Here is an 11,498-nt window from a genome sequence, read left to right as displayed (position 1 = left end):
TATCTGAATAACTGAACTGATAAGTGAAAAAATCATGCAGTCTGGAAAAATCCTGAGACAACGATACAAAATTATTCAGTCCCTCGGACGTGGAGGATTCGGAGATACCTACCTAGCTCAAGATTTAGACTTACCAGGCAAACCTAAATGCGTAGTCAAACACCTCAAACCCAAAAGTTCAGACCCAGGAACATTAACCATTGCCCAAAGATTATTTGAAACAGAAGCAGAAACCTTATACAAACTAGGCAAAGACTCAGACCAAATACCAAAACTATTTGCCCATTTCCAAGAAGCAACAGAATTTTACCTAGTACAAGAATATATAGAAGGGCAAGATATAAGCAAAGAACTAACATCAGGGAAAAAATTAAGCGAGTCTTACACTATTACATTACTCAAAGGAATATTAGAAGCATTAGAAAAAGCTCATCAAAACAATATAATTCACCGAGACATCAAACCACAAAACTTGATGCGTCGCAGGTCAGATAAAAAAATAGTATTGATAGACTTTGGAGCAGTCAAAGAAATAACTGTATTGACTACCAATCAACCAGGAACAACTATTTTAACTGTGGCAGTAGGAACACCTGGTTATATGCCAAGCGAACAAAGTAACGGCAGACCAAAACTGAGTAGCGATATATATGCAGTAGGAATGGTAGGAATAAAAGCACTGACAGGCAAAGACCCCCAAAATTTACCCACAGACCCAAAGACAGGAAATGTTATCTGGCGAAACCAAGCAAAAGTAAGTAACTATCTAGCAAATATATTAGATAGGATGGTGCAGGAATATTTTCCACAGCGTTATGAAAACGCCACAGAAGTATTAGAAGCATTGAGTGAACTTGTACTAGCAAAAACGACGGTAAAAGTAAACCCACCTACACCGACACAAACATCAACAGCAAAAGTAAACCTACTCACACCCACACTAGCACCAAAACAAGCAACAACAGTTCCATCCCCACCCCAAACCCAACCTAATAAAACCAGAAGAAAAATATTGATATTAGGAGGTTTAGCAGGAAGTGGGTTTGCAGCAGCAATGTTAAGTAAAGATTGGTGGAATCAACCATCTCCAGAAATTATTCCTACTCCTGAACCAAAACCAGCACCACAACCCAAAACTTCCATTCAGAAATTTACCACCCTTACAGTCAACAGCAGAGGACAAATAATTAGTCGCCGTCAACATCAAGTAGAAGTAATCATAGAAAACCTCGGTAATGGAGTTACCCTAGAAATGGTAAAAATTCCCGCAGGCACATTTCTCATGGGGTCTCCAGAGACAGAAGCAAAAAGATTTGAGAATGAAGATCCCCAACATTATGTGGATGTGCCAGAATTTTTCATGGGAAAGTATCCAGTAACTCAAGGACAATGGCAAGCAGTTATGGGAAATAATCCTTCTTGGTTTAAAGGTGCAAGGCGTCCTGTAGAAAGCTTAACTTGGTACGACGCGACAGAATTTTGTCAGAAACTTTCACACTGGACAGGTAAAAAATATAGTTTACCCAGTGAGAGTCAGTGGGAATATGGCGTCCGTGCAGGAACAACCACACCATTTTATTTTGGCGAAACTATAACGTCTGAGTTAGTTAACTTTAATGGCAATTATACTTACGCTGATGCACCAAAAGGAAAATATCGTAAAAAAACAACAGATGTGGGAATTTTTCCACCCAATGCTTTTGGTTTATACGATATGCATGGCAATGTCTGGGAATGGTGTCAGGATGTTTGGCATGATAATTATGAAGGTGCGCCTACAGATGGTAGTGCTTGGGAAAATGGAGGTGATAGTAATTACAGACTTCTCCGTGGCGGTAGCTGGAGCAGTGATTCTAGGTATTGCCGGAGTGGTAGGCGTGGCAGCAACTATGGCGACAGCTTCATCTTCTATAGGGGTTTTCGGGTTGTCTGGTCTGTGTCGGTAGTTTCTCCCTTTCGTTCCTAGGATTCTTCCCCTTTCTTCTTTTCCTGTTTTCACCTTTTCCCTCTTTCCTGCATCCATCCGTATATCCGTGGCCAAATCTGTGTGTGCTTTTTCTTTTTTCTCTTCTCCTGCTCGCTCCATGGGAGAAATTTTTTTTCAGAGTGGGAGAAGTCGTGGCAAGACAAGGATTTTGCTACAGATGTAGGGATGATTAATCTGAGTCTGCATTCTGTGAAGCACCAAAAAAAACGGCAGGATATTCCCCTTGCATCCCCAAAAAAATCATGGTAGTATGTAATTATTGGGGTTCGCTTGTACCTAAGCATGACTTTTTGTTCAACTAAAAAACAGCATTTTATAAACTAAGCATATATATAGAGGCTCAAAAGCGATCGCCAACAATAACATCAGAAGACAAAAAATCATTGTGTGAAGCACCAAAAGATTTCTCCCATAGAGACTTTTATAAATATATAAATAAACTCACAGCGCGATCGCTACCATCACAAACCAGTCACTCATTGTGTGAAGCACCAAAAAAAATCGGCAGGAAATTCCCCTTGCATCCCCAAAAAAATCATGGTAGTATGTAACTATTGGGGTTCGTTCTTACCTATACATGACTTTTTATTCAACTAAAAAACAGCATTTTATAAACCAAGCATATATATAGAGGCTCAAAAGCGATCGCCAACAATAGCATCAGAAGACAAAAAATCATTGTGTGAAGCACCAAAAGATTTCTCCCATAGAGACTTTGATAAATAAACTCACAGAGCGATCGCTACCATCACAAACCAGTCACTCATTGTGTGAAGCACCAAAAAAAATCGGTAGGATATTTCCCCTTGCATCGGCAAAAAAATCATGGTAGTATGTAATTATTGGGAGTTGTTCGTACCTACGCATGATTTTTTATTCAACGCGAAAAAAGCATTTTAGAAGCAAGCATATTATAAATAAACTCACAGCGCGATCGCTACCATCACAAACCAATCACTCATTCTATGAAGCACCAAAAAAAATCGGTAGGATATTTCCCCTTGCATCGGCAAAAAAATCATAGTAGTATGTAATTATTAGGAGTTGTTCGTACCTACGCATGATTTTTTATTCAACAAAAGATATTGTAGATTGGGTTAAGCGACAGGGCAACCCAAAAAAATCAGGAATAAAGAAGAATTGTTTTAACCTGCAAAGTAACAATATTAGTAGTGTTGGGTTTATCTTTCAGATAAGCTCCGCTAACGTTGCCTCAACCCAACCTACAGAAAATTTTTTGATTATCAGCAAATTAAGCGATTAAACTTCCTCTGCCGCTTGCAAAATCAAACGACGAGCTACAGTTTGAGTACCAGTATGTTCAAAATAATTAGTAGTCAAATCGAGAAAAGCGGCCAAATAATCCAACTTATCATCAGCAATTTCAACAAAACTTTGTAAATGATCGATAATCATTTGAGGGTCTAATCCTCGCGACGACACTAAATTACTCATCCAACCCCTAACCGAATCAAAACTATTACCAATAAAATCAAGTTTACCCTGGGTACTATCACCAGGAATCAAATTATTTACCTTCTGAAACAAAGGATTTTGTTGGAGACCAGCAGAACTCATTCCTCCAATAATATCTCCCACGCGATCGACAAAATCAGGTCCTAAAGGAATCAACCCATCAAAACACACCAAAGCAACCATTCGCATCAAAGAAGGGCCACTATATTCTTCTACCAAAGCTGCGGAAAAATCTCCTAAACTTTCTCTAGTTGGCATTCCATTTAATTTGCAGAAAGCAACCAACTCAGCCACCACCTTAATCGCTAAATCAACTGCCTGAGTTTTATCTGCTGATGGGGTTAATTTATTCAGGAAACTGAGGAAAGAGATTTTTTCACCAATTTTGTTGGCCATTGCTGCCGCACCCATAGCAGCATCAGCTTTATCTAAAGTTTGGTAAACCCAGATAGCGTCTTGATATCCTTGAGATTTGTCATTATATATCCATAGAGCGCGTTCGCTAATTTTCTGAATTTTTTGAGGTTTATCTTTGCCAGTAACTTCCCGAACTGTATTTTTAAAACCTACTAAATTGTTCCATTCTCCAGGTACGATGAAATCTAGAGCGCGTAATGCTGAAACTGTAATCCCACCAGTGGGTAAGTCATCTACTAATGTGATAATTGAATTGTTCATAATTTATTTGTCTGTATTAATTTTTTCTCCATTACAATTTATCTTGGTTCCGGAGATGATATTCCTATCCTATTTGCATTGAGCAAATTTTCCGATAAGTCGTTCAAATACAATAATTCTACTTTTACTATCCCTACAAGAGTTTATAAAGTAAAGGAAAACATCATTCTGTGAAGCACTACTAAAAAATCGGTGGCGCAGGAGTATTTTCCCTTGCATCCTCAAAAAAATTGTGATACTTTGTATTTAATGGTGGTTGCTCGTACATACGCATGATTATTTATTCAACTAAAAAAATCTAACAAATGGTGAATCTAGTAGCGATAGAACTCCGTTCCGCTGTCCCGAGCTTTGAGATTTACAGGAAGAATTTACCCTTGGAACTACCACCTTTTCTTATTCTTACCAACCTAACAGTAATTAAACAAAAAACTACCTCTTTAGATAAAAAGCATCTCCCCAAGTTTCTCCTTCCCAATTTCTTTCAAGTCTTTGAAAATCAAACCTTCCTAGAAATTCATCTAACTCCTCAACCCTGGCACAATTTTCATATAATTCATCTCGGTTAACTTCAGTCAGAATATAATCAATATTTTTCAGAGTTTTTCGACTACCTTTCAAAACTTCTAACTCATATCCTTGTACATCAATAATCAAGAAATTATAGTTTTCTTTATCCTCTAAAATATCATCTAGTCTTACCATCTCCACAAATTCTTCTCTATCAAAAATAATCTCAGGATATTGTTCCAAATGTTTTTTAGGCTGTAAAACAGAAGATGACATTGCATTATTCGCACTTTCTACATACATTTTAACTGTTTTATTTTCATTCCCTAAAGCCTTCTGAAATAACCTAACATTTTCTCCAACGTGGCTTTTAAGAATTTCAAAATTTTCAGTCAGAGGTTCAAAAAAAACCAAGTTAACTATATTTAATTTTTGATAAATTTCGTACTCCTGACCATAATGAGCGCCAATATGAATTAATCCTGGAATTTTTAATTGATATTTCTCAACAAGTTCCTGAAAATCAAGAGAGAGATTCTTAGCTCCGGCTGGACCAATATTTCCAAATATATTTGACATTTTTTTGATAGTAAAAACTTTTTTAAATTATTAATATCCTAGATAAAATTTTTGAGCGATCGCTTATTTATTAAATAAACTTAATAAAGTTATAGTAAAAAATAAGTGACTAAGTGACAAGTAATAGTGCCCATTCCCTATTCCCTAATTTCTATTTTATAGGACTTACGCACCAGACCACATATATAGAGTGAAAAACTCTAACGTTAGAGTTTTTTTAACTCTATATATAGTACCTTGGCGTAAGTCTTGTTTTAATAGCTATTCTTAACAAAAAACCGACAAAATAGATAAGTTATGTGTATCTCTTTGAGAGGCTTTTTGAAGAGAAAAAGTGCATTAAAAAATAGATTATTTTCAATAACTGAAGTAGTTTAGCCAACAATCTATACTCTTTTTCTCTGCTCCCCTACTCCACTTCTCCCCTACTCCCTATTCAAAGGTAACTCCAAAGGTATTTGCCCTAATAAACCCTTACGAAAATCATCCAAAATTCGTCTAGCAGTACGCTCAACATCTCCTTGAAAAAGTTGATTTGCAACCTCATGTAAATAACTTTCACCTGTATAATTACTCGCTTTTAACTCATAACGATATTCTAAACAAGAAGCAGAAACAAAACCATTACTATCAACCTCTAGAGACATCAACAAATCAATCAAACTAGCAACAACTCGCTGATTATCATAAGCAGCATCGCCAATATCCTCACAAATAGCCAACTTAATCGCATCCTCTTCATTTTTAATCCTACTAGGAATTACCCCAGGAGCATCTAACAATTCAATCTCATCAGATATCCGTACCCATCTTAATTGCTTAGTCACACCAGCACGTCTAGCACTCTCAACAACCTTCCTCTTCAACAACCTATTAATCAAAGCAGACTTTCCCACATTAGGAAAACCAATAACCACAGCACGGACAGGTCGAGGTAACATCCCGCGATCGCGCCTTCTTTGATTAACAGCACGACCAGCTTCCCGCGCCGCCTTGGCCACACCCTTCACCCCATCACCCAACTTAGCATTAGTAAAATAAGGCACTTGTCCCTCAGCTTCAAACCATTCCTGCCAAATCTTCATCACATCCGAAGAAATCATATCCATGCGGTTCAATACCAATACCCGCGCCTTATCCCCCACCCACTCAGACACCTGGGGATGATTAGTAGTGAGCGGGATACGAGCATCTCTAACTTCCAGAACCACATCAACCCGTTTCAGTTGTTCCTTAAGATTTCGTTCGGCCTTCGCAATATGGCCCGGATACCATTGTATAGTCATTGAATAAATTCAACCGCTTTGCGGAAGTCAAGCATTTGCGCAGCATTCCAATAGGAATGCTCCTCTAAAAGAGGCACTAAAAATAAAGCTGTTTTATGGTAAAGTATTCAGATGTAGCATCTTAATATTTTGACATCCTCTCCGGCCTAAAGGTGCGAAGATTCCTACTGAGCCGTAGCTCTTTGGTGGGTTGACGCTTTGCTGGCGCATAGCTGTCGCTAACACAGGGTGCTGCTTCCTTGGCGGTAGTCTGACGCTTCCCTCCACGTCCGTTTTTTGTCTCCGAATGTCCTCCGGAGACTAATATATTTATTGCTGCGTTTTCATCCCGGTCGTGCTTTGTACCACAGTTAAGGCACTCCCATTCTCGCACTTTCAGGTGTAATTTTCCCCCTCGAAAACGGCAACATGAACAGATTTGAGTCGTAGCTTCCCAACGACTAATTACTCTTAGCTCGCGACCGTACTTTTCTGCTTTTCCTTCTAATAATGTACGAAATTGTCTCCAGCCTAAATCACTAATGGATCTGGACAATTTCCGGTTCTTAATCATACCTGAAACGTTTAAATCTTCCAGAATAATTGTTTGGTTTTCACGAATTATTTCGGTAGATAATTTATGTAGAAAATCGGTTCTAGTGTCTTTTAATTTGGCATGTTTGCGTAGCATTCCGTAGGAAAATTTAGCTATCCTAAGTCTGGCTTTTTCATATCGTTTATAACCATTACTTTTTTTTGATAATGATTTACTTAATTTTCTATATTTTTTAATTCGTTTTTTTAATGGTTTTGGTGCTTCTACTTTTTGACCATTGCTGAATGTGGCAAAAGTAGAAATTCCTAAATCTATGCCTACTGATTTGCTAGATTCTGGTAGTTTTTGTGCTTGAATTTCTACTACAAAACTCAAGAAGTATCCAGTAGGGGCGATTCGCGAATCGCCCCTACAATCTTTGATTACTGTTACTGATGATGGTTCTCCAGGTATTGGTCTTGACCATACTACTTTTAATAAGCCGATTTTTGCTAAATATACTTTGTCTTCATTTACTTGAAATCCTCTTAAGCTAAACCTAGCAGTTTGTCTTGACCTTCGCTTTTTGAACCTGGGAGGTTTAATTGCTTTACCTTTTCTCTTACTTTTAGTTGAATTAAAAAAGTTTTGGTAAGCCTGATTTAAATCATTTAATGATTGTTGCAATGGGACTACTGAAACTTCCGACAACCACTCCCTATTTTTAGTTTTTTTAGCTTGAGTAATAAAGAGTTTTTGTAATTCAGAGTTACTTGGTTTTTTCTGGCCTAAAGCATACTTTTCCTGACAACAAGCTAGACTATCGTTCCAGACTGTGCGGACACAACCAAATAGCTTTGCTAATTGGTATTTTTGTCCCGGTGTTGGATAAATTCGATATTTGTACCTAGCTTTCATAATTATCGTTTTTAACTCACAATACTATAGGATATTTGTGGGTATTAAATCAAATCAAAAGTCCCCCTTCTAGGGCTATGCTTTACCCATAAGTCTTAGAAGCATTGCAGGGTGGTCCGTGTGGTCCGTGTGGTCCGTGTGGGGAGATGGTTTAAGTAGCTAGTCAGAGTTGGCAAATGCCGAAATTGCCTTATTCACTTTTAGCCACCTATGTCCTAGATATGAGAAATGGCAGGAAAGTCTTCTCTTCCCCCTCTTCCCCCTCTCCCCTCTCTCCCCTATCCTGTAAGGAATTTAACAGATGTGGGTAAAGCATAGCTTCTAGGGGGAGGCTTCAAACCCAGTTTTTCGGTGATTCAGGGAAATCTTTCATGCAAATTACCAATACGATTCATTTCCGAAACCTAAAAGGAGATATTTTTGGCGGGTTAACTGCTGCAGTGGTGGCCTTACCAATGGCACTAGCTTTCGGAATTGCTTCTGGAGCAGGTGCTGCTGCAGGGTTATGGGGAGCAATCTTAGTCGGATTTTTTGCCGCTTTATTTGGTGGCACCCCTAGTCTAATCTCTGAACCAACTGGACCGATGACGGTCATTGTCACCGCTGTTATCGCCGAATTAATGGCCGTAAATCCCGAAAGTGGTCTGGCAATGGCCTTTACCGTGGTGATGATGGCGGGTATCTTTCAAATCCTATTTGGAGTCCTGCGGTTGGGAAAGTATATTACCATGCTTCCTTATAACGTCATTTCCGGTTTTATGACAGGAATTGGCGTGATTTTGATTTTTTTGCAAATTGCGCCGTTTATCGGTCAACAAACCCCCTCTGGTGGAGTAATTGGCGTGATTAAGGCTTTCCCTAATTTGATTACCAATATTAATCCATGGGAAACGTTGTTAGGGTTAATTACTCTAGGAATTTTGTTCTTTTGTCCCGCCAAACTAAAAAAGTTAGTCCCTCCCCAACTAATAGCTTTGGTAATTGGTACAGCGATTTCTTTGATTTTCTTTGGAAATATAGAAATTCGGACGATCGCTACAATTGGAGAAATTACCCCCGGTTTGCCACAACTGCAAATTCCTACATTTACCGCTGAAAATTTACGGTTAATGTTTGTAAATGCCATGGTTTTGGGTATGGTGGGTTCTATTGATTGCCTATTAACTTGTTTGGTGTCAGATAGTTTGACCAGAACTGAACATAAATCTAATAAAGAATTAATCAGTCAAGGGGTGGCTAACTTAATTACAGGTTTATGTGGTGGAATTGCTGGTTCTGGAGCAACAACGGCAACTGTAGTTAGTATCCAAGCAGGAGGACGCACCGCTTTAGCTGGCATTAGTCGTGCTTTAGCACTGTTGATTGTTGTGTTATGGGCGGCACCTTTAACTTCCGGAATTCCCCTAGCTGTGTTAGCAGGAATTGTCTTAAAGGTGGGAATTGATATTATTGATTGGGGTTTCCTCAAACGGGTTCACAACATTTCTTGGAAAGCTGCCGGAATAGTTTATAGCGTGGTACTCCTCACGGTATTTGTGGATTTAATGGTAGCGGTTGCCGTGGGAGTTTTTATCGCGAATATTTTAACCATTGAACGTCTCGAAGAAATGCAATCTCAGTCTGTAAAAGCGATTACTGATGCGGACGATCAAATCGTAATGAATGACGAAGAAAAGCAAATTTTGGATTGGGCAAATGGCCGAGTTTTGCTGTTTCATTTGAGCGGGCCAATGATTTTTGGAGTAGCCAAAGCGATTTCCAGAGAACATAGTGCCATTAGTAATTATGATGTGTTGATTGTCGATTTGAGTGAAGTACCAATTCTAGGGGTAACTTCTTCTTTAGCGATTGAAAATGCCATTCAAGAGGCGATCGATGCTGGACGAGATATCATTATGGTTGGAGCAACTGGAAAGGTAAAACGCCGGTTAGAAAAGCTGGGAATTGCTGGCTTAATTCCAGAGAATTACTGGATGGGCGATCGCCTGACTGCACTTAAGGAAGGTTTACAAATAGTGAAGCAAAAACAAAGCTCTAGCTATGAAGATATCCAAAAATCTGCTTTTCCCAGTTCTTAATCCTATTTTTCTCATAGAAACCCGATTTTTCCCAACATAATCCGCATTTTTAGCCAAAGCAATTCTGCTGATTACGCTGAGTATTTGCCTAGAAGTTGAGATAGTTTTTTGTTTTTTTGGGGGGTGAGGGTGGCAAGAAGAAAGGCAAAGAATGGAACAGAGGAAAATAATTTGTCAAATTTTTAGCTATTAGCAGACCCGCTAGTTTTTGTTCACAAAACTGATACCAGGAAGCTAATCTCTAAAAAAATCCCCAATCATCACCTTTTCTATTTTGCCAAATCCCAAATTCCCCTACACTCTAAAATCTAAAATCTAAGGCACTACCAAAATTGGACAAGGAGACAGATTAATAATCCGGTTACTAACACTATCAGTAGCTCCTTCCTCACTCAAACCAGTACCTCGGCAGCCAATCACAATTAAGTCAGCATTAATCTCATCTGCCACATCACAGATAGTAAAAGCCGGATGGCCTTCCCTTTGGATCGTTTCAGCTTCAATACCCTGCCCGGCAAATAGAGCCTTAGCCTCCTCTAAAAGTTGGGTAACTGTTTGCTCAGAAGTCATTTCTGGGTGGAAAGCTTCCTGGCCTTCTGAAACTACTTCTCGCACTGAAATTACTACCAAGCGAGCTTGATATGTCTTGACAATGTTAATCACTTTTTCCGCAGCTTCGCGAGCTTCTCGGCTACGGTCTACAGGAAATAGAACTGTTTTAAACATAGAAGTATATTTGGGGCACGGACTCCGATAAAATGTTTACCGTGAACGAATTGGTGTAACCTAATTTTATCCATTTATAGGCCATACAATCCCAATTAATGGACATTGATAAAACAAATACTTAGGAGATTAATCCTGTGACAAAAAAAACTGTAGCAAATTTATCGGCATCTGACTTATCTGGCAAAAAGGTACTCATGCGGGCAGACTTTAATGTGCCTGTTGATAATGGTAGTATTACAGATGATACTAGGATTCGGGCAGCTCTTCCCACAATTCAAGATTTAATTGGCAAAGGTGCAAAAGTTATCTTGACTAGCCATTTTGGACGTCCGAAGGGAAAAGTAAATGATGGTATGCGTCTTACTCTTGTGGGAGAAAGACTCTCTGAAGTATTGGGTAAGGAAGTTAAAAAGTGTGACGACTGCATTGGTGAGGATGTAACTTCTACTGTGGCAGCGATGCAAGATGGTGATGTAGTTTTGCTGGAGAATGTTCGCTTCTACCCTGGAGAGGAGAAAAATGACCCAGAGTTTGCCAAGCAACTTGCTTCTGTGGCAGATGTATATGTGAATGATGCTTTCGGAACTGCTCACCGTGCTCATGCTTCGACTGAAGGCGTGACTAAATATTTGAGTCCTTCTGTAGGTGGTTATTTAATTGAAAAGGAATTAAAATTCCTCCAAGGTGCAATTGATAATCCTCAAAAACCTTTGGCTGCAATTATTGGTGGTTCTAAGGTTTCT

8 protein-coding genes are annotated in these 11,498 nt (G+C 38.9%); 3 read left to right on the top strand and 5 right to left on the bottom strand.

The features are described 5' to 3' along the window. The first annotated feature begins 34 nt into the window (after positions 1–34). Positions 35–1,966 carry a bifunctional serine/threonine-protein kinase/formylglycine-generating enzyme family protein gene (locus tag F6K13_RS04620; RefSeq protein WP_124146414.1) on the top strand — a complete coding sequence of 644 codons (1,932 nt, stop codon included), beginning with the start codon at positions 35–37 and terminating at the stop codon, positions 1,964–1,966. Between the two features lie 1,281 nt (positions 1,967–3,247). Here F6K13_RS04620 and F6K13_RS04615 read toward each other — a convergent pair. The 4 genes from F6K13_RS04615 to F6K13_RS04600 all read right to left on the bottom strand — a co-directional run bounded on the left by F6K13_RS04615 (position 3,248) and on the right by F6K13_RS04600 (position 7,948). Then, positions 3,248–4,141 carry a hypothetical protein gene (locus tag F6K13_RS04615; protein ID WP_124147326.1) on the bottom strand — a complete coding sequence of 298 codons (894 nt, stop codon included), beginning with the start codon at positions 4,139–4,141 and terminating at the stop codon, positions 3,248–3,250. Between the two features lie 432 nt (positions 4,142–4,573). After that, positions 4,574–5,230: an FkbM family methyltransferase gene (locus F6K13_RS04610; RefSeq protein WP_124147327.1), complete on the bottom strand. Its 657-nt coding sequence runs from the start codon at positions 5,228–5,230 to the stop codon at positions 4,574–4,576. Positions 5,231–5,655: 425 nt separating this feature from the next. Next, a complete protein-coding gene (ylqF, locus tag F6K13_RS04605; RefSeq protein ID WP_124147328.1) occupies positions 5,656–6,516 on the bottom strand; it encodes a ribosome biogenesis GTPase YlqF in 861 nt (286 codons plus the stop codon). Between the two features lie 121 nt (positions 6,517–6,637). After that, positions 6,638–7,948, bottom strand: a complete 1,311-nt coding sequence (locus F6K13_RS04600) for an RNA-guided endonuclease TnpB family protein (protein ID WP_287286914.1) — start codon at positions 7,946–7,948, stop codon at positions 6,638–6,640. A gap of 371 nt (positions 7,949–8,319) precedes the next feature. Between F6K13_RS04600 and F6K13_RS04595 the strand changes: the two genes are divergently transcribed. Then, complete coding sequence (locus F6K13_RS04595; RefSeq protein ID WP_124147329.1) at positions 8,320–10,026, top strand: SulP family inorganic anion transporter; 1,707 nt, start codon at positions 8,320–8,322, stop codon at positions 10,024–10,026. Between the two features lie 315 nt (positions 10,027–10,341). On the opposite strand, the gene F6K13_RS04590 is transcribed toward F6K13_RS04595, so the two are convergent. Continuing rightward, positions 10,342–10,752: a universal stress protein gene (locus F6K13_RS04590; RefSeq protein WP_124147330.1), complete on the bottom strand. Its 411-nt coding sequence runs from the start codon at positions 10,750–10,752 to the stop codon at positions 10,342–10,344. Between the two features lie 137 nt (positions 10,753–10,889). Between F6K13_RS04590 and F6K13_RS04585 the strand changes: the two genes are divergently transcribed. Continuing rightward, positions 10,890–11,498, top strand: a 609-nt coding sequence (locus F6K13_RS04585) for a phosphoglycerate kinase (protein WP_287286913.1), incomplete at its 3' end; no start/stop codon positions are given.

The sequence above is a fragment of the Okeania sp. SIO2B9 genome (assembly GCF_010672505.1).
In the GTDB taxonomy this organism is placed as follows: domain Bacteria; phylum Cyanobacteriota; class Cyanobacteriia; order Cyanobacteriales; family Microcoleaceae; genus Okeania; species Okeania hirsuta.
The sequence above is the reverse complement of the archived record's forward strand: the minus strand, read 5'-3'. Positions and strand labels throughout refer to the sequence as shown.

Bases quoted from the DNA above. Each gene is read 5' to 3' on its own strand.
- ylqF (WP_124147328.1), bottom strand. From the start codon at position 6,516: ATGACTATACAATGGTATCCGGGCCATATTGCGAAGGCCGAACGAAAT.
- F6K13_RS04610 (WP_124147327.1), bottom strand. From the start codon at position 5,230: ATGTCAAATATATTTGGAAATATTGGTCCAGCCGGAGCTAAGAATCTC.
- F6K13_RS04620 (WP_124146414.1), top strand. From the start codon at position 35: ATGCAGTCTGGAAAAATCCTGAGACAACGATACAAAATTATTCAGTCC.
- F6K13_RS04615 (WP_124147326.1), bottom strand. From the start codon at position 4,141: ATGAACAATTCAATTATCACATTAGTAGATGACTTACCCACTGGTGGG.
- F6K13_RS04595 (WP_124147329.1), top strand. From the start codon at position 8,320: ATGCAAATTACCAATACGATTCATTTCCGAAACCTAAAAGGAGATATT.
- F6K13_RS04600 (WP_287286914.1), bottom strand. From the start codon at position 7,948: ATGAAAGCTAGGTACAAATATCGAATTTATCCAACACCGGGACAAAAA.
- F6K13_RS04590 (WP_124147330.1), bottom strand. From the start codon at position 10,752: ATGTTTAAAACAGTTCTATTTCCTGTAGACCGTAGCCGAGAAGCTCGC.